The sequence below is a fragment of the Chishuiella sp. genome (assembly GCF_032109125.1).
In the GTDB taxonomy this organism is placed as follows: domain Bacteria; phylum Bacteroidota; class Bacteroidia; order Flavobacteriales; family Weeksellaceae; genus Empedobacter.
The window spans coordinates 1-19449 of record NZ_DAMCLZ010000023.1 but is presented as its reverse complement, the minus strand read 5'-3'; the positions used below and the strand labels follow the sequence as shown (position 1 = coordinate 19449).

At 30.3% G+C, this 19449-nt stretch carries 13 protein-coding genes and 1 pseudogene; all 14 read left to right on the top strand.

What is annotated here, in order from left to right:
* The first annotated feature begins 340 nt into the window (after positions 1 to 340).
* Positions 341 to 625, top strand: coding sequence for a helix-turn-helix domain-containing protein (locus RT575_RS15245; protein WP_313581997.1), 285 nt, complete (start codon positions 341 to 343; stop codon positions 623 to 625).
* Positions 626 to 680: 55 nt separating this feature from the next.
* Positions 681 to 1187: pseudogene (locus RT575_RS15240) on the top strand (BT4734/BF3469 family protein); the annotation flags it as partial.
* A gap of 201 nt (positions 1188 to 1388) precedes the next feature.
* Positions 1389 to 2822 carry a VapE domain-containing protein gene (locus RT575_RS15235; RefSeq protein WP_313581998.1) on the top strand — a complete coding sequence of 478 codons (1434 nt, stop codon included), beginning with the start codon at positions 1389 to 1391 and terminating at the stop codon, positions 2820 to 2822.
* 443 nt (positions 2823 to 3265) lie between these two features.
* Positions 3266 to 3835 (top strand): restriction endonuclease subunit S, encoded by a 570-nt coding sequence (locus RT575_RS15230; RefSeq protein WP_313567114.1) that lies wholly within the window; start codon positions 3266 to 3268, stop codon positions 3833 to 3835.
* 4 nt (positions 3836 to 3839) lie between these two features.
* On the top strand, positions 3840 to 5369 hold the full coding sequence (locus RT575_RS15225) for a type I restriction-modification system subunit M (protein ID WP_313567115.1): 1530 nt from the start codon (positions 3840 to 3842) through the stop codon (positions 5367 to 5369).
* A gap of 90 nt (positions 5370 to 5459) precedes the next feature.
* A complete protein-coding gene (locus RT575_RS15220; RefSeq protein WP_312149936.1) occupies positions 5460 to 6194 on the top strand; it encodes a metallophosphoesterase in 735 nt (244 codons plus the stop codon).
* A 404-nt stretch (positions 6195 to 6598) separates the two neighbouring features.
* Positions 6599 to 7273, top strand: a complete 675-nt coding sequence (locus RT575_RS15215) for a hypothetical protein (protein WP_313581995.1) — start codon at positions 6599 to 6601, stop codon at positions 7271 to 7273.
* Positions 7267 to 8049, top strand: coding sequence for a hypothetical protein (locus RT575_RS15210; RefSeq protein ID WP_313581993.1), 783 nt, complete (start codon positions 7267 to 7269; stop codon positions 8047 to 8049). Before RT575_RS15215 ends, RT575_RS15210 begins: the two co-directional genes overlap by 7 nt.
* A 12-nt stretch (positions 8050 to 8061) precedes the next feature.
* Positions 8062 to 9246 (top strand): restriction endonuclease subunit S, encoded by a 1185-nt coding sequence (locus RT575_RS15205; protein WP_313567119.1) that lies wholly within the window; start codon positions 8062 to 8064, stop codon positions 9244 to 9246.
* Positions 9247 to 9268: 22 nt separating this feature from the next.
* The gene (locus tag RT575_RS15200; RefSeq protein WP_313567120.1) at positions 9269 to 10216 is read left to right on the top strand and encodes a hypothetical protein; all 948 of its coding nucleotides are present in this window, start codon (positions 9269 to 9271) and stop codon (positions 10214 to 10216) included.
* 1 nt (position 10217) lies between these two features.
* The gene (locus RT575_RS15195) at positions 10218 to 10580 is read left to right on the top strand and encodes a hypothetical protein (protein WP_280063276.1); all 363 of its coding nucleotides are present in this window, start codon (positions 10218 to 10220) and stop codon (positions 10578 to 10580) included.
* Positions 10581 to 10613: 33 nt separating this feature from the next.
* On the top strand, positions 10614 to 15038 hold the full coding sequence (locus tag RT575_RS15190) for an ATP-binding protein (protein ID WP_313567121.1): 4425 nt from the start codon (positions 10614 to 10616) through the stop codon (positions 15036 to 15038).
* A gap of 4 nt (positions 15039 to 15042) precedes the next feature.
* Positions 15043 to 18252 carry a type I restriction endonuclease subunit R gene (locus tag RT575_RS15185; RefSeq protein ID WP_280063273.1) on the top strand — a complete coding sequence of 1070 codons (3210 nt, stop codon included), beginning with the start codon at positions 15043 to 15045 and terminating at the stop codon, positions 18250 to 18252.
* Positions 18252 to 18953 carry a SprT family zinc-dependent metalloprotease gene (locus RT575_RS15180; RefSeq protein WP_313567122.1) on the top strand — a complete coding sequence of 234 codons (702 nt, stop codon included), beginning with the start codon at positions 18252 to 18254 and terminating at the stop codon, positions 18951 to 18953. The genes RT575_RS15185 and RT575_RS15180 overlap by 1 nt, the downstream gene beginning before the upstream one ends.
* Positions 18954 to 19449: the final 496 nt, after the last annotated feature.

The following is a 19449-nucleotide window of genomic DNA, read 5'->3' as shown; positions in this document are numbered from 1 at the left end:
ATAGAAATATTAACAACTTAAAAATTAATATTATCTAAATGCACTACGGGTTAAGTATTGATACAATTAAAACCATACTCACACCATCACGAGAAGATAAACGACCAAACATAAATAAGCGAATAGATATAGATAAATTGCTTTAAAGCATTCAATCCTAACTTACTCAGTTAGGATTTTTTTTGCTCAAAAAGGTCTTATTCAAAAAATAGCAAGTCTTTAACCAATCATAGATAAACAGTTAGTTTCAAAATTATTTTGGTCTTATAAGACCAACTTAAGACCTGGCGACTTTTTTTCTTAAACTTCATTTGCTTCATAATCTTAAACAAATCAGAAAATGGAAGCAATCATTTTAACAAAAGAACAATACGATGCGATCGTATTCCAATTAGAGGAAATCACTAAAAAATTAAACAAAGCATTAGCAGCTAAACAAGAAACATTTATGGATAACCAAGAGTTTCTAATGCTAATGAAAATCTCAAAACGAACTGCTCAAACGTGGAGAAATGAAGGAAAGGTTTCATTCTGTCAAGTAGGCAACAAAATCTACTACAAAATGTCTGACGTCGAAAAGTTATTGAACGAACACTACAACAAATCATTCTCTAACAAAAGATAAAAGAAGAATATAGAATATCAAAAGTCTAATATCTAACATCTCAAATCTCAATACTATGAGCATAAAATTCACCCTATTCCAAAACTTCAACGAGGTAATTAACACCATACCAGTTGAGCAAATCGTAACAGAAATCAAAGAAGGAACATACAAAAGTCAAATTTTGTATTTGCGTAAATCCTTAGAACAAGGTAAAATGGAACCTTACGAAAAAGCAAAGAAATCACTACTAGCTTTTACACCAAGTGCAACATTCAAAGGAGGTAGAAAATTAGACTACCTCCAAAATTACAATCAACTAATCGTCCTGGATATTGATAAAGTAGAAAAAAATAAACTTGCCGAAATCAAACAAAAAGCGATTGAATTAAGTACAACACTTGTCGCATTTATCAGCCCATCAAACAACGGATTAAAGCTATTCATCAAGGTTTCAACCAATCAAGACGAACACAAAAATACGTACAACATTGTCAAAGAATTTTACGAAAAAGAGTTAGAAATTGAAATCGATAAATCCGGAAAAGACATCACTCGCTTATGTTTCTATTCCTATGATCCAGAAATCTATTTTAATCCAAACGCAGAAGTTTTTTCTTGTCATTCTGAACAAAATTGTCATTTCGAGCTTGTCGAGAAATCTAATTCAGTTAGTCATCCTGAACTTGTTTCAGGATCTCATAACACGAATAAATCTAATAGCTCAAATCTCAATACTACAGATCTATTATACGATCATTGCGTCAGATTCACAAAACAGAAAATGGATTACGTCGAAGGAAACAGAAATAACTTTGTACATCAATTAGCGTGTAACTTAAATCGAAAAGGAATTAGTTATGCAGAAGCGTTAGGATTCATATTATCTGATTACAATTACAATGAAATCGAAGTAATGAACGCAGTCAAAAGTGCGTACAACAATACACACGAATTTGGTACAGATAGAGAGTATAAAATTCCGAAAACAAAGGAAACTACAAAACCGAAAAGTAGTACAACAAACGAGGAAGAAATAGATGATGACGAAGAAAAACCTGCTGCCATAGAACGATTGGAAATGTTCCTAAATAAAAGGTACAACTTTAGGTACAACATTGTAACAGGAAAGTTAGAATACAAAAAGGTTCGTAACCAAATCTACAAACCAATTACAGATTTCGTAGAAAACTCGATTCTTAGAGAAGTATTAAAAGCCAAAGTCAAATGCAGCATTCAAGGATTGCGCTATTTATTAATGTCAGATTATGTGGAACAATTTGATCCATTCAAAGATTATTTTTCAACGTTGCCAGAGATAAATCAAGAAGTCGACTACATTACCGAATTAGCCAATACCATAACAACAACTAACCAAGAATTATGGTTAGAATGTTTCAAAAAATGGTTTGTAGCAATGGTAGCTTGTGTAACAAACGAAAAAGTAGTCAATCAAACAGTTATTGTATTCAGTGGTAAACAAGGAATAGGAAAAACAACTTGGATGGAAAAATTAGTACCTAAGCCATTAAAGGATTATCTGTTTTCAGGCACGATTAATCCCAACAACAAAGACACTTTAATCCATTTGGCAGAATGTATGTTAATTAACTTAGATGAGTTAGAAAACTTAAACAAAACAGAGATTGGATCACTAAAAGAAATCATTACAAAATCCCATATCAGAATGAGAAAAGCGTATGGACATAACAATGAAACATTACCAAGAAGAGCATCATTTGCAGGTTCTGTAAATACTGCTCAATTTTTAAACGATACAACAGGTTCAAGAAGATTTCTATGCTTTGAAGTAGAACACATCGAATATCATCACATCGTAAACCTTGATAACTGTTACAAACAAGCTTTACATCTAATAGATCAAGGATTTAGATATTGGTTCAACAACGAAGAAATTAAAAATATCAACCAAAACAACGAGCAATACCAAATCAAATCCCCAGAAGAAGAATTGCTATTAACTTGGTTCGAGAAAGCAGATAAAGAAACAGCAACTGCTTTTTTAAATACAACCCAAATAGCGACAAGGTTAGCTTATTTCAGTAACATCAACATTAATAGCGGAACAGTAAATCAATTGGGTAAAGCATTAAAGAAACACGGATTTATGAGGATTTCTAAAAATGGTTCGTATGTATATGCAGTCAAAGAATTAGAATACGATCAAGTCCAAAAAATGAACAAAGAGTTAGAATGATAAATAAAAAAACAAGTCTAATATCTAACATCTCAAATCTAAATACTAGGTGCAAAAATCCCCTTACTTTTCCTTACTTTTTTAGCACTCAAAAAACGTTAAAATTTCATTGTAATACTCAAATATACACCGAATAACACCGAGTAAGGAAAGTAACCAAATTTGACCAAAAGAAAAAATTGTAAAATCACTCAAAACAAAAACTAGTAACATAAGCTAAAATCAAAGAAAAGGAGAACCATTGGTTCTCCTTATTGCGTTACTATCTTCGTTTGAAACAGTTTTTTCAGAAACTCAAAAAACAAAAAAATGTTTTTGCCGAAATTTGGTTACTTAGGTTACTTTTTAAAAATGAAATACTCTACAAAGATAAATTAACAATATTTTTTGATTTGTTAAATTTTATTTCAATATTTGTAAAATGAAATTTGAAACATTCTACAATGAAAAATTATCAAAAGGTGAAATTAAGAGATATTGCTTCGTTTACTTTTGGTTTTCATACGAGTAAAATTGAAAATCAAGGAATTATTTATTTACAAGCTCGTAATTTTAACGAAAATGGGAGTTTTTTGAATAACGTGGATAAATACGTTGAACTGAATGAAAGTAAAGGTGAGATGCTCTTGAAAGATGGTGATATTTTATTAGTAGGAAAAGGAATGAGATTCTTCGCACACTGTTACAAAAAGGAAATGGGTGATGCTGTAGCATCATCTATTTTCTATGTTATAAAAACGAATCGAGAGGCAGTTTTACCAGATTATTTAACTTGTATTCTAAACCACAAGAAAAGTCATAACTATTTCAACAGTATTGGTGCTGGTAGTTCTATTCCTTCTATTCGTAAAAACGAATTAGCAGATTTCGAAATTAATCTTCCATCATTACAAGTACAACATAAAATTGTAGAAATTTATGATCTCCATAATAAAGAAATACAATTATTAGAACAACTAAAAGAAAAAAAGCAAGTAAGATTTAACCAATTAATAAACGAAATAACAAAATAAAAATATGGCTGCAAAATTAACGCAACAAGAAATCAATAAGGTAGTATGGAAAGCTTGTGATTCATTACGTCCTGTCATGGGAAGTGGATCATATAAAGATTATATCTTAACATTATTATTCGTAAAATATTTATCAGACGTTTGGAACGAAAAAGCAAATGATTTAAGAACTAAATACGATGGTAATGAAGAAATGGTAAAGCGTCAATTAAAACGTGAGCGTTTCGTATTACCTGAAGAGAGTTCATTCGATTATCTTTTTGAGAATCGTAACGAAAATAACATTGGAGAGTTAATAGATATTGCGTTAACCAAATTAGAAGACGAAAACCGTTCAAAATTATCTATGGTATTCCGTAGCATATCGTTCAATTCTGAAACTGCTTTTGGACCTACAAAACAACGTAATCAAATTCTAAAAAATCTGCTTACAGATTTAAATGAGCTAAACTTACAACCTTTTCATTTAGAAAATAATGATGTAATTGGTGATAGTTATGAATACTTAATTTCATTATTTGCTGGTGAAGCAGGAAAGAAAGCTGGAGAATTCTATACTCCATCAGAGGTAAGTACCTTATTAGCTAAATTAGTTGATCCGCAACCAGGAAATCGTATTTGTGATCCGGCTTGTGGATCGGGTTCTTTATTGATTAAAGTTGCCAAAGAAATCGAAGGAAAAAATTACGCCTTATATGGTCAAGAAAACAACGGTTCTACTTGGGCACTTTCACGTATGAATATGTTCTTGCATGAAGAAGATAATGCAGTAATCGAATGGGGAGATACGTTAAACCACCCACAATTAAAGGAGGAAGATAGTTTAATGAAGTTTGATATTGTAGTAGCTAATCCACCATTTTCATTAGACAAATGGGGAGCAGAAAACGCAGATGCAGATACATACAAACGCTTCCATCGTGGGGTACCTCCAAAATCTAAAGGTGATTATGCGTTCATTTCTCACATGATCGAAACAACTTATCAAGATTCTGGAAAAGTTGGTGTTATTGTTCCGCATGGTGTATTATTTAGAGGAAGTAGCGAAGGTAAAATCCGTCAAAAGTTAATTGAAGAAAACATGCTAGAAGCTGTAATTGGTTTACCTGCTAACTTGTTCTTTGGTACAGGTATTCCTGCGGCTATTCTTATTTTCAATAAAGCTAAAGGTTCTAATACCAATGTGTTGTTTATAGATGCAAGTGCAGAGTACGATTCTGGTAAAAATCAAAATAAATTAAGTGAAAAACACATCCAAAAGATAGTTGATGAATTTAAAAAATTCAAAGCTTTACCTGCTTTAGAAGCAGAAAATGGAGAAGTTTTAACGGATAAATTCTCTTACCGTGCAACCTTTGAAGATATTAAATCAAACGAGTTCAATTTAAATATTCCTCGTTACATCGATACATTTGAAGAAGAAGCCGAAGTAGACATCAAAGAAGTGAACAACGACATCAACCAACTTAAAAACAGTTTGACAGAAACAGAAGCTAAAATGCAAGCGTTTTTAAAGGAATTAAAGCTCATATAGATTAACCTACTTAAACCAAAAAACAACTATTTGGTTAGTAACTGGCGAATGGCATGGTGGTGGTGTAGAACACGGTAATTCAAAAAAATAATGAAAATACAATACATTTCAGATCTTCATTTAGAATCACATAACAACAGGATGTTTTTTGAAAAATATCCTGTTCAACCTTGTGCCGATTATTTAGTTCTTGCTGGCGATATTATACCATTAAACCAGATCGATCAAATTAATTTTTTCCTAGATCATATCAGTCAGGCGTTTACTAAAGTTTTTTGGATTCCTGGAAATCATGAATTTTATGGCTCAGATTACCAATCATATCAATCCTGTAATATTCCCATTCGAGAAAATGTATTTTTAATCAATAACCAATCGGTTCTGATAGAAGATTATCAAATGATTTGCTCTACTTTATGGTCTAATTTAGATCTGAACAAAAGATGGTTTTTACAATATCACATCAATGATTTTAAATACATTAAATACCAAGAGGATTATATAGATGCGTTCGATTATAATGCATTTCATATCGATGCCTTGAGTTTTTTGGAGCATAAATTTCAAACTGCAAATCCCAGTAAAACCATCGTAGTAACACATCATTGTCCTGTAATCTTATCTATTCCGGAACAAGAAAATTTCAGTTCTGTTTATGGATCTTCGTTAGAGGAGTTGATTGTTAAATACCAACCACTGTATTGGATTTATGGTCATACACATACAGCCAATGAGATAATAAACATAAGGAACACGAGCTTACTTACCAATCAATTTGATAAGGCTTCAGGAATAAAGGATTGGAATAAAATTATTGATTTTTAATTTAATAACACTTTTTCTGCATAATAACATTATATTTGTTATCGTGCAATTTCAATGTTAGTATTATGATTCAGCTAAAAAATTACATCAACGAAACGATAGGAATTCATTGCGAGGTAAGCCCTTTAAGCAAGAATATCCTTAATCAATTACCCATCTATTTGCGTAATGCTTATGGATGGTACGAGTTGTTGATGTTAAATAAAAAATTCGTCATTGCCTATGCTGAAACGGATGACGAGTTTACAATTGCAGCCATAGACACGCAACTAGCAAATATTGAAGAAAGAATTAATCAACCCATTATTCTTTGTGTGGACGAAATGGAAGCCTATAATCGTAAACGATTAATCGAAAAAAATAGGGCATTTATCGTACCGTTTAAGCAACTGTATATACCATACTTGTTCATCGATTTTACAGAATACAGATACCAAACAAAAGGACGTACTGCACAAACCTTGCAACCTTTTGCTCAGGTATTAGTCATTGCACATTTGCTGAATACAAATAATCAATATACAATCGAAGATATTCCATTAAAAGAAATTGCAAACCAATTTCAGGTAAATACCATCAACGTTTCACGTGCAGTCGAAAATTTAGTCGAATTAGAATTAATAGAAATCGAACAGCGTGGTCGTTATAAAATGTTCCAATTCAAATTCGATAGAAAAACATTGTGGGAAAAAGGGTTAGAAAACAACATTTTTATCAATCCCATTGCTAAAGAGTATTTCGTAGCGGATAATTTTAATTGGAATTTACCATTATTAAAAGCAGGAGATACTGCCTTAACGGAGTACACCAATATAAACCCAAGCGATCAAATGGCTTTTGCTACAGATAATCAAACATTTAACTTAATTAAGAAGAATAACCAACCCAATACATTCAATGAATTTGGTGGAGAATATCTATTTCAAATATGGAAATACGATCCAAGTTTCATCAACAGAATCAGTCAATCAGCATACGACAAGGTCGATCCCATTTCTTTATTCTTAACCTATAAAGACGATCAAGACGAACGTGTGCAAATGGAATTAGAACACTTAATCAATCGATTTATATGGTAGATGGTATAGAACAATTTAAAGCATATTTTGCTGGGTTTCCAGATAATTATATCATTATTGGTGGTACTGCTTGCGATATGATTATAGAAGATGAAGGATTAGTACCTCGTGCCACAAAAGATATTGACATCATTTTAGTGATAGAAGCTTTAAATCCGGAATTCTTAAAAAAATTTTGGCAATTTATAAAAGAGGGCAATTACAACCGAAAAGAAATAAGCAGCGACGAACGCCAATACTATCGATTTATGGATCCGGAAAACGAAGATTTTCCACAGCAGATAGAATTGTTTTCACGTAAACCAGATTTGATTGAATTAGATCCTGAGATGCACTTAACGCCTATTCCGGTAGATGATGATTTAAGTAGTTTGTCAGCAATCTTACTTAATGATACCTTCTACCAATTTATTAGAGAACATAGTGTGGTCGTGTCAGATGTGCATCGTGCAAATACAGAAGCTTTAATTGCTTTAAAGGCAAAAGCATATTTAGATATTACGGGGCGTATTGCTAATGGAAGCAAAGAAGACAGCAAACATCTAAAAAAGCATAAAAACGATTGCCTTAAATTAGCTTTGCTATTTACTGGAGAAGAGCGCTTTGAATTGCCTCAACCCATCAAAGAGCTGATGATAGATTTCCTTAAAATGATAAAAGAGGATTTACCTACGCCCGATGTGTTTAAAGCAATGGGGATGAAAGGCGCTAAAAGCGAAGACGCACTAGATGTAATAAAGTCTGTGTTTACCATTACAGACGAAGACCTAGCATAAAAATATTACAAAATGACAAAAACAACACAATATAAAAATACAGCCATCGGCCCTATCCCTACAGAATGGGAAGTGAAGAAGTTGGGAGAAGAATTTAACGTAACAATGGGACAGTCTCCAAATTCTCAATTTTATAATACAGAAGGGATTGGTCTACCATTGATACAAGGTAACGCAGACATTGTAGATGGAAAATCAATTATTCGATTTTATACTTCACAAATAACAAAAACCTGTGAAAAAGATGAGTTAATATTTACTGTAAGAGCTCCTGTTGGTGAAATGGGTATTGCATCTTATGTTTCTTGTTTAGGACGTGGCGTTTGCTCTATAAAACACTCTAATTCAGATTCATTAAATTATATAAAGTTCTATTTAGAAAGTTATAAAGATAATTGGAGTAAATTATCTCAAGGAAGTACTTTTGAAGCTATTTCAGGTAATGAGCTAAAACAATTCTCTTTCCCACTTCCCCCACTCCCAGAGCAACAAAAAATTGCTGAAGTTTTATCCACGTGGGATAAAGCCATCCAAGATACCGATGCCATCATCAAAAAATTAGAAGATAGAAATAAGGCGTTGGCGTTTTCGTTGTTGAGAGGAAAAATGGTTAGTAAAAATTCTAAAGAAATTGCTTTAAGCAAATTTTTAACTTTTACACCAAGAGAAATTGATAAACCAACAGAGAATTATTTAGCATTAGGGATTAGAAGTCACGGAAAAGGATTATTCCACAAACCAGATTCGGATCCAAAAGCAATTGCAATGGATAAATTATACGAAGTAAAAGAGAATGATTTCATTGTAAATATAACTTTTGCTTGGGAACACGCAGTTGCAATTGTGGGTAAAGAAGATGTTGGTGGTTTAGTTTCTCATCGTTTTCCTACATACGAAATAGATACGAATCAAGTTAAGGTCGAATATTTTAGACATTTAATTCTTCAACCATTTTTCAGAAAAATGCTTGAGAATATTTCTCCTGGTGGTGCAGGCCGAAATAGAGTATTGAGTAAAAAGGATTTATTAAAGCTAAAGGTATTAATTCCAACACTAGAGGAACAAGATAAAGTTGCTGAAATCCTAAACACAGCCAACCAAGAAGTAAAACAATACCAACAAAAACTAGAGGCATTAAAACTTCAAAAGAAAGGATTAATGCAGCAATTATTAACCGGTAGAGTACGTACGGTATAACACTAAATAGGCTAGCACTAACATGAATATTAAAAGCTTAATCGAAGATATTATTGTGGGGATGGCGAATAACGAGCCATTAACAAATTTGGTAAGTAAAATTCAAGTCGTTTCTAAATTATTAAAGAACGAAGAATTCAAAACTTGGGTAGATAACGAATTTATCTATGGCTATAATACAGAAGATGATTTACCAGTGTATAGAAATATACATGTTTTAGCAGTAAAAGCAAGTTTTGTTCAGCATTTAGGTTTAGGTCTAATGAAGCAATACACAAATTTTGAAGTACCAATTTTAAATCTTGGTTCTGATAAATATAAAGAAGTAATGCAAATTCCTTTTAAAGAAACAATTGTAGCTTTAGATCAAATGATGCTTCAACAAAAGGGTAACATTCATTATTCATTAAATGGATATGAAAAATATTTAATTCAACAGAAAATACTACAAGATTGTGAAGTTAGTAACATTTACAAAATTATATCGAGGTATAGTATAACTAATATCATTGATCAGGCTAAAGCAAAATTATTAGACACTTTTATCGAATTAAACGATTCGGTTTTCAATAACGAACTAAACTTTAACCTAGTGGAGAAAAAAGAAGACATTGCCAAAATTGTTCATCAAACTATCAATACTGGGGTGTACATAAGCGATAACTCATCTGCAAACATTCAAGACACGAATATAGTTGGAGGGACTAACAATAAGGTAGAATTTCATGAAAATTTTGAAGAAGACGTGCTAAATCTTACAGCTAAAATTGAACAATTAGCAAAGGATTTAGATGAGGAAAGAGATGAAATTGCATTCGAAATCTGTAAAATCAAATTAGCGTTAGAGAAAAAAGAATCTCCTAAAATAATAAAGTCAGCATTCAATGCCATTAAAGGTATTGTAACAAACGTTGTATCTACCGAAATAACAGACCTCTTAACTACTGAATTACCTAAAATCAATTTTTAGTATGAAAGCAACCAACCAACAGAATAAAGAAATAGCAGATTTAATAGGAGAAGAATTAAATATCAAATTCGAACACAACGAACTATCCTTAAACGGATGGGGCGATGTAGACGATTACGCGATAGTTAACGAAAACAATTGGGTGTTATTAGAGTGCGAAAGCACTCAAAAACATCCCAACACCAATGTCTTAAAACTGTACCCTTTTTTAGAAGAAAATCCTAATTTAAATATTATCCTAATACACGTCTTCTTCAGCAACAACAAAGCGCCCAAAAACCGCATTAAACTATGCGATTTCATAGCAGGTAAAATGCAAAAAGAATTCGGAAAACGTTTTCAATACCATCGTAAAATGCTATAAATTTATTAACCATAAACTCTACAAAAAAAAACTATGAATCATAACAGACACAGAAAATATAAAATACTTTCACATCAAGAAAATTCTACCTGGATTACAGATGCAATTACAGATAAACCACAAAAATGTTTTTACTTAAACCATTCTATTGGAGAAGAAATTTATTTATACGAAAAAGAGTATAATAGTTTTACGAGCCGTATTAGGTTTGAATACAGTATTCTTAATTTGTATAAAATTGGTGAATCATACGAATTTAAAATTAATAAAGAAACCGATAAAGTATTAGTAATATCTAATTATGAATCTTTGGAATTTGGAATTCCAATATCATTTAAAGAAAAAGAAAATCAAACAACTATTACACTAGAGATTGATGATTTCGACTTGGATAATAATAAACTTAAATTTAAAAACAGAGTATACGAACCGGTTACTTATGAGATTGATTATTCTGATTTTGAAACAAATAAAATTTATAATATTCCAATTCTAGAAACCTATATTAATCGAAATGATAATTTATTTGCTAAAATAGAATTCAAAAATAAAGTATATTCAGTTAGTATTCCTTCTATTTTAAAAAATGCCGATTTAGGTAAATCCCTTCAAGTAACATTAGGCACTTTTAAGGATTCTAATACTCAAACTTTAAAACTTACAAGATATTCTATTGTTTCTAAATTGTTCACTATTGGTCAAGAAATTAATTTAGTTATTACTGAACAAGAATTTAATCAGGAAACAGGAATTACAAAATGGATATTAAAGGACCAATTTAATTTACGCCACAATTATTACCCATACAATGATTTAACGTTTAATAATGATTATAATAAACTGAATCAAGAGGATGAAATAAAATTAATTGTATTAAAAATAACTGACAATGGCTTCTTAACTCTTGTAAATGAATTAGCTGACTGGAGTAAAAATAATTATTTGATCGAAGATGTATTCGAAGAAATTGGATATGCAGACAAAGAAGACGAATATTTTTTCAAGAATAAAGATTTTTTAACTAATGATGAAAATGATATAGAAACGGGTAACAACAGTTCTTATATCGATCAATATAACGAAGGAGAAAATTTATGGGTTTTCTCGTACTTAGCTAACTTAGATATTGAAATTTATACGGAGTTAGAAAAAGAAAATTACGAAAGAAGTCTTTCTCTTGTTGATATCTATATCAAACTTGAATATTGGATTTTAGAAGGTTCGAATTACCTTTTAAATTTCAGTGAATTTAGAAGGCCTGATATCATTCGTAAAGCTGAATCTAAAATTGAAAAATTAGAGGCTTTAGCTGAGGCCATTAATATATATTTACAAGGGGAAGATCAAAAGTATTTAGAAGATATTAAAGAAAGTTTAGCTCGTACCCCATACCTGAATCAAAAGAAAAAAAATATCCTAAAACAGATTATTAATATTTCTCAGTATTTTAATTCAGATGCAAATAGTCTGATTTACGATACGATTATTCTAATGATTAAACATGGTTTTTTTGAAGATTATGAAAGGTATTCTTATGCAAAATCAATTATAGAAAAAATTAACAGACTTCGCGATAAAGTTTTAGATGGTTTTAATGATGATGATTCTGAAGAAAGTCAACTAAACCTTCAATCATTAATTTCGAATCAATATTTAGTCGTAATTCTTAATTCATATTCTAATGAGAATATGAATGCAACGTATAGTTCGATTAATTACCTAAGATATTTAGCAATTTATCATAAAGATATAAGGTTGTTAGATTTAGCAATTTATCTTATAGTTCACAGAGCGTATTTAGAACCTAATGTGTATAAACACAACAATGCGTTTGATATTTCTTATGAAGAATTTTTTGGTATGATTAGATATCCAGAAAATCAGAAATTAATGTACGTAAAATCAGGGATGTTATTATTTGAGGATAATCATCTGAAAATTTTACCAAACAATATTAATAAAGTTAGAAGTGCAAAAAAATTAAAAGATTCAAATAAAATTCTTTTAGATAATTATCAAAATCTAAATATTTCTGTTTTATCTAAGTTTGAATTTGATGTCATTCATGAAAATAATAGTGAACTTGATAATTTAAATACTATTCTTAAAATACTTAATTATAAAAACGAAGTAATAAAACCTGATTTTATAATAGACGGTAAAAAGATATATAGTGGTCGAATTACGTCTATAGGCATTTATAATGAATATTGTTTTTTAAAATTAAAAATAGAGGGCGAAGAGTTTAACACGATTCTTCATATCAATACTATTCATAAATCAAGAATTTTAAATAACATCAATATGTTTTTTAAAATGCACGATAAGGTTCAATTCGAGATTGTTGAAATGAAAAATGATCGATTGACAATTTCGCCTAGTATTCTTATTGATGAATTTGTTTCAAACAATTTGGTAGAGAATTCTGTTCAAACTGTTAAGGTGCTAAAAAAATATGAAGATAATATTTATGGGATTTCTGAAAAAGGATGGCCTGTCATTATTTTTAATGCTGACTTTGACATAGACGATAGTATAGAGGTTAATATTGTAGATTACAACAACGAATTTCAAAATTTTATTGGGGAAGGAGCTGTATTAAGTGAATCAAGTTTTGACCAAGATCCTCAAGAATTGTTTAGAAATTTTTTAATTGAATCTGGTGTTATTCATAAAAATACAAATCTTACTAAAAAAAATGAGAATGAAAATAATGAGGATACTGAATTTGAGGAAGATTTAGGGGAAGATGAATTGATAAACGAAATTACTTATGATGTCAGAATTAGAAATTTAGGTGTTTTGTTAATTCAATGTCTTGAACAAAGATTATTCTACTTAAATAGTTCTGTTGATACCATCATCCATTATTATTTAATTATTGCGATCAGTGAAATTATTAAAACGGATAAAACGGATAATTATAAAAACAAATTACTTAAGCTAGCAGAAATTATTAAGCTAAAAGATAATGAAATCCAAGGAGGTATATTAGATATTGATGATTTAAATACTATTGATTTAGTTAATGTTTCGGACGATAGTGGTATTAATCTAATTAAGTTTTTTAATACTAAATATCTTGAAATTCCTTTAGATATCCATAGTAATGATGAATTATATACGCTTAAAAAACTGATTGAATCTTACAATTTGTTTTTGAAGTTAGACAGTGATAAAGAGGTCTTAGAATACATTAAAAAGTCTATAATTCAACAGTTATACATTTCAAATATTCCGAATTGGAATAAAAACAACATAGAATTTGTTTTAAAAGATACTTATATAACGGATGATTCTGAAAAGAAAACAGAAGTTGTGATAACTAATCTAGGTTCTGAATCAAAAAATCAAGAATTTAAAACTTCTATTTTTTATTCAGCTTCTGAAGAACCTCAAGAAAAAATAATTTTAAAAACGATTGCTGGGTTCTTAAATTCATATAACTCAGGTGGATCATTATATATCGGAGTGAATGACACAGGAGATATAATTGGAATCAAAAACGATCTTTTATATTCTAAAAATATACAATCTTTAGATCAATACCAAAATCACATTCAATCGTTAATAGCTGCGGTATTCCCTAAAGAAATAAACGCCTTGATTGATTATAAATTCCATAAAACTGGAATATTAGATTATTTAGAAATTATTATTCCTAAATACGAAAAACCGATTGCTTTAGATAATGAATTTTACCAACGTCAAGGGGTGCAGACACGTATTTTAAAGGGAGATGATGTTGTTGATTTTATTTTTAGAAAAAGTAACATATCGAATAATAAAATAAACCAAAATAATAGTTTTTCAAGTGATAAGGAAAGTACTGAAATAGTAAGTTTTGATACTGATGCAACTATTGATATTGATTTTTACCAGGACATAAAAAATATTGGGCTTAAACAAGAAGAAACAAATAGTAGTTATTCAGAAAAAACACTTGGTATTATGTATATTTTTGAAGATAGTACGTACATGATTTCGTCTAACGAATTGATTGATGAACCGTACATGTTTAAAATTGAAATTTCTGAAAAACATAAATATGGTAGTATATTAATGTGCTACGATAATGCTTGTATTAATCGTATGGAAGTTAGAAGTGTCTTGAATAAAACGTTTAACAAAAAATATAGGAACGCCATTAGTTCCTATGGTAATTTAATGGCTGTTAAACCTTCTTTACCAAGTGACGAAATAGCTATTGAAATTAAAAGGTTTGATAAGCGTTATTTAAAAATTTACAGTATAAATAAAATAACAGAACATACAATTATTGGTCTGAAAGGAAATTGTATTGTACAAGAAGATTTTGACCAAGTAGTAAAATATTATCATAAAGATAAATTTGATAGAAGGTTTGAAAGTTTTAGAAGAGATTCAAGGCAAGGATTAGGTGCTGAATTGGATATCAAATCAAATCTATATGAACTATTAATAAATACTAAAAGATAATGTTATGACACCATCATACCAAGAAGATCACATCAGTCAAATCCCAGCCATTCAATTATTGATGAAGCTGGGGTACAAATATATTTCACCGGAACAAGCTTTAGTTTTAAGAGATAACCGTACCAGCAATGTGTTATTAACTCCGATTCTTAAAGAGCAATTAGCTAAGATCAATAGTATTAATTACAAAGGCGAAAAACATCCATTTTCTGATGCAAATATAAACTTGGCTATAAATGAGGTAAAAGATTTACCCATTCATTTAGGATATATTAATGCCAATCAACATTTTTATGACTTAATAACGTTAGGTAAATCTTTTGAGCAAACCATTAATGGTGATCGCAAGAGTTTTTCATTTAAATATATCGATTGGGAAAAACCTGAAAACAACATTTTTCATGTTTCAGAAGAGTTTGCAGTAACGCGTTCCAATCGTTCAGACACGTATAGACCAGATATTGTTTTGTTTGTCAACGGATTGCCTTTAGGTATCATTGAATGTAAATCCAATGCAATAAAATCTCCTATTGATGAAGCGATTTCTCAGAATTTAAGAAATCAAAAAGAGGATGGCATTCGTGATTTGTATGTGTACTCTAATTTAGTGATGGGATTAGCTGTTAATGAAGCTAAATACGCAACTACAGGTACGCCAAAAGAATTCTGGAACGTTTGGATTGAAAAATTTACTAAAAAATATACGGAACAAGAATTTCTTCAAGAGTTAAATAATATAAAGCAAGCTACATTACCTAATGATGAGCGTACTGAAATATTTAAAACAAGATATGCAGCTACTTTTAAACGTTTTAATGAATTAGAAAAAGATGTTGTAATGCTTACAGAACAAGACAAAATGATCTATTCAATTTGTCGTCCTGAACGTTTCTTAGAATTAATGTATCAGTATATTTTATACGATGATGGTATTAAAAAAATAGCACGTTACCAACAGTATTTCGGTATCAAAAAAACAATTAAAAGAATTGAAAAAGTAGGTACTGATGGTAAGCGTCGTGGAGGTGTTATTTGGCATACGCAAGGTAGTGGAAAATCATTGACTATGGCGATGCTTGCTCAAATGATTGCTTTAAATAAAAACATTAAAAATCCTAAAATTGTTTTAGTTACAGACCGTATCGACCTAAACGATCAAATTACAGATACGTTTAAAAAATGTAAAATTGATGTAGTCGAAGCTTCTACGGGTAAACATTTAATCGATTTGTTAAACAGTTCATCTGATGCTGTAATTACAACCATCATAAACAAGTTTAAAGCAGCAGTTGCAAAAGCACCTGAAGGTTTTACTTCTTCTGAAATATTTGTATTGATTGATGAGGGGCATCGTAGTCAATACGGTACCTTCAACGTAAAAATGCAAAAAACGTTTCCTAATGCTTGTTTTATTGCGTTTACAGGAACTCCTTTGATGAAGTCTGAAAAGGATACAGCTAAAAAATTCGGAGGCGTTATCGATGAGTACACCATTAAAGATGCAGTTGAAGATGGAGCGGTATTGCCTTTGTTTTATGAAGGGCGTCACAACGACATCACTGTAAACGAAAAGCCTTTAGATAATTATTTTGAAAAAGTTTCTGAACCTTTAACCAAATATGGTAAAGCAAGTTTAAAAAGAAAATTCAGTTCTAAAAACACGATTAATAAATCTGATCAAGTAATTTATGATCGAGCTTGGGATATTTCAGATCATTTTACTGAATTCATACAAGGTACTGGTTTTAAAGCACAGTTAGTAGCTCCAAATAAAACCACCGCCATTATGTACCATAATTATTTAAAGGAGATTGGTAAAGTAACTTCAGAAGTTGTAATCTCAGCTCCTGATAGCCGCAAAGATAATGACGATGCTTATGTTGAAAACGAAGACGTAGTGCAGAAGTTTTATAAAGCAATGATTGATAAGTACGGTAATCATAAAGATTATGAAGAAAATATCATCAAATCATTCAAAAAACAAGAACATCCCGAAATTATCATTGTGGTTGATAAATTATTAACAGGGTTTGATGCGCCTATAAATCGTGTATTGTACTTAACACGTAATTTAAAAGATCATACCTTATTGCAAGCGATAGCAAGGGTTAATCGTGTACACGAAGGAAAAGATTATGGGTTAATCATCGACTATTACGGAAACTTAGAAAATTTAGACAAAGCTATCGAAGATTATTCTGGGGATAATGAGTTAGATAAAGAAGACGTAAAAGGTTCTGTTACCAATGTAAACGAATTAATAAATCAATTGCCTCAAGCATATTCAGAATTATGGGATGTTTTTAAAACAGTAAAGAATAAGTTTGATACAGAAGCTTATGCTGTTTTATTAGGTGATGAAGAAATGCGCCATACATTTTACGAAAAATTATCTAAGTTTCTTCGTTTGTTTAATTTAGCGATGTCTACCGTACAGTTCAATGATAGTAAAAATGATGAAATCATTGAAAAATACAAAAAAGAAAGCAAGTTCTTTATCCAATTGCGCATCGATGTTAAGAGAAGATATTTTGATGATATTGATTATAAAGAATATGAAAAGCAAGTTCAAAAATTAATTGATAAACACATTGTTACAGATGGTGAAGTATTAAAAATTACCCAACCTATAGATATTTTTAATAAACAACAACGTGATGATGAAGTAGAAAAGTTAATTGGTAGTGCAGCTAAAGCAGATCATATTGCTTCGCGTACATCAAAAGGGATTAGCATTAAAATGCAAGAAGATCCTATTTTCTATACTAAGTTGTCAGATTTAATTAAGCAAACCATTCAAGAATACAAGCAAAGTAGAATTAATGAGGCTGAATACTTAAACAGAATCAAGGATATTGAAAATACGTTTATTAATGGTAAGCAAGACAATGTACCGAAAAGTATTGTAGATAATAAGATTGCGATTGCATTTTATAATTTCATAAATGATAAATTATCAGAGCATTTAAAAGATAATAATCAAAATGCGGATATTGCTTTAGAGGTAAGATCTTTAATTGAAGGGGTTGTTTTAGAGGGTGACAAACCAATTGTAGATTGGAAATCAAATGCTGATTTAGAAAAGAAAATTTGGAATGAATTAGACGATTATTTCTATGGTATTTCCTTACAATTAGAGCAAAACATTCCTTTTGATATAATTGATGCTTTTATAGAAGAAGTAATTAAAATTGCAAAAAAACAGATGGATTGATGGATAAGATTGAATATAGATATGGGAGTAAGACTATTGAAGCAGAGGTTTTATATTCAAATAGAAAGACATTAGATTTAAGAGTGTTTCCAGAAGGTAATGTGCAAATTACAGCTCCTTTAAATACGCCTTTAGACATTATCTTAGAGAAGGTGAAACCTAAATCAAAATGGGTCATTCAACAACAAAAAGCATTTGAATTATATAGGCCATTTACGTCTGGTAAAATTTACATACCTGGAGAAACGCATCGATATTTAGGTCGTCAATATAAATTGAAAATAACTAAAAAAGAGAAAGGTTACAGTACAATTTCATTAGCTAAAGGATTGATGCATATTGAAACAACAAAAGAGGATATAGAACCAATTATTACAAAATTCTATAAATCAAAAGCTGATGTTGTTTTCTCAGAGTTATTGCAAACGTTATTAGAAGAATTTCCAAGATTTAAAGAATATGAAATTTCTCTAAGTCACAAATTCTTAAAAAAGCGTTGGGGAAGTTGCGCAACAAATGGAAATATTTTATTGAACACAGAACTAATTAAAGCAAGTAAAATTTGTATTGAGTATGTTATTCTTCACGAATTATGTCATTTAATTCACCCGAATCACTCAAAGGAATTTTATAACCTATTAACAGACTTCCTTCCTAATTGGCAAAAAATAAAGCACAAATTAGAGACGACATTAGCTTAAAAGTTTGCACAACAAAATTATACATCAGGTAGTTATTGATAGCCAGTCATACACATACGCCTATTTGCAAAGTTTGTAAGTGTATAGGGCAACAACAAAAAAGCAACTGCGGTTCCATTCCAGTTTTGCTTCTTACATAATAAACTCCCCAACTCAATAATAATTCAGTTGGGGCTTTTTTTGTCATTTCGAGTGTTTTTCGTTGCTTTAGAAAAAGAAAATTGTATCGAGAAATAAGAGGTGAAAATGAATAATAAAACCCATGAATAATAAGTTTTATAATCATACCCAATAATTACTAATCACTATTTACTATTTACTATTTACTAACTACTAATCACTATAATCGCCAACAAAAGCAAAAAAAACTTAAAACATATCACTTAAAACCTACAACCTAAACCCAGCCACCCCACCAAAGCTATGTTTACATAATGTGGTATTATAGGCATTATCAGCCTATAATTTATTTTATGTTTTCGCTACCGCAAATAGC